This is a genomic window from Methylomonas sp. Uni0011 (genome assembly GCF_056850255.1).
Genome location: NZ_JBVVNO010000044.1, coordinates 1 through 1,631, shown reverse-complemented (window position 1 = coordinate 1,631; position 1,631 = coordinate 1). Strand labels below are relative to the sequence as shown.

Here is a 1,631-nt window from a genome sequence, read left to right as displayed (position 1 = left end):
GGTTGTTTTTGATGGTGTTGAAGTCGCCGTTGTAGTGGTCGCTGATTTTGGCCGGGATGGCGCCTTTGGAGATGTTGTCGACGTAGTCGGCAGCAACGTTGAGCGGGCCGATCACGGCGTCCAGGGTATCGTTGACGCCCTGAACTAATTTTTTGAAATCACCTTGGTGTTTGCTGGCGTCGGCGCGGGTCGACAGTTTGCCTTCCACCGCCGCTTGCGCCAGCAGGTTGGCGTCGGCAACAACGGCTTTCAAATTACCGCGTACCAACTCGACCGTCTCGTTGATAAAGGCCTTTTTACCCGGTAATTTTTCCATCGGGGCGTCAAAATTACCTTCACCAAACTCTTTGAATACGCCAACGGCCATCTTTTTAACGGCGATATGCGCATTGACCATATCATTAACGCCTTTCGCCACGGTTTTAAAACTGCCATGGAATTTAGAAGTATTCACGACAACATCGATATCGCCTTTTTCGTGTTCGGCGGCCATGTGCTCCATTTCATCCAGCAAGGCTTTAATGTTGTCGCTCAGGCTTTTCATGTTGGCCATGACGCTGGTTTGATCGCCGGCTTTCAAGCTAATCATGGTACTCAAGTCGCCTTGCGAGATCTTGTAAGCCAGATCCGCCACGAAATCAGGTTCGCCGCCCAATTGCCTCATCAGACTGCGCGCGATGAATAGTCCGAGCAAGCCCATCACCGCAATAGCCAATACCGCAATGATTGTAGAAACCAGAACAGCAGATGATTTGATCGAGATAGCCTCGTCCGACGAATTTTTTCCTAAGCGCTGGTTATATTCGCTATGGCTTTTGAATGCGCTCAGCATTGTGTCGACTATCGCTTGGTTCGCCATCATTAAATCGCGAGCTTCGCCGTTTTTATTCTGTCTAGACAAGTCGCGCACTTTGGTGCTCAGTTTGTCGTACTCCGCCAGCCGGGCTCTATCTTCCTGAAGCAAACGCTTGTCTTCGTCATCCGCCAGCATTGGCTCGTAATCTTTCAGCAACTTATCGATATTTCGGCGTCTGGTTTCGATTTCTCGTTCGACGCTCTGCATCGCCGAATCGTCGGTCTCTGTCAGATGCTGCCAAACGTGGGCGCGAACACCGGATATTTCGCCGACGATATCGTTCAGCAGCAATACGCTAGGCAAGGTGTTGACGGTATTGAAATTAGTCGCGGTATAAACTCTGTCGATCTGGACATAATTAAAGCCCGCCAACCCGGCCAGACCCAATACGGCCGAACCGATTAATATCAACAAACGCTGTGTGACTGTCATGATGAATCCTCGTTAAAAAACAATAATCTTTGATTCCATCCGCGTTCCTGAAACGGCGCAGCATTCCCGCCGCGGCCCAAACAACGTTCCTTGCGCCAGCCACTACAAAGCTTTTATTTCTGTTTTGGTTTGGCGTTTGTCGCAGTTATTCTTTCGCTTGCCTCCTAGAAACGTTCGAACTGGCTGAGGTCGAATTCGGCTTCGCCTTCGTCGTGAGACGCAGGACTCGAGACCGGCTTGACCTTTGCCACCCGCCGCGAGGCTTTCGCGCTGCTGCGCGACCCGCTGCTGTTGCCGTGGCCGATTTTGAAGAAGGCCATCAGCGTTTGCAGTTGTTCCGACT

General features: G+C 51.2%; 1 protein-coding gene. It reads right to left on the bottom strand.

All coding sequences use genetic code 11. The features are described 5' to 3' along the window. Positions 1 to 1,288 (bottom strand): MCP four helix bundle domain-containing protein (locus tag AC0IM9_RS20390; RefSeq protein ID WP_482805236.1); only part of this gene is annotated, 1,288 nt, incomplete at its 3' end. Positions 1,289 to 1,631: the final 343 nt, after the last annotated feature.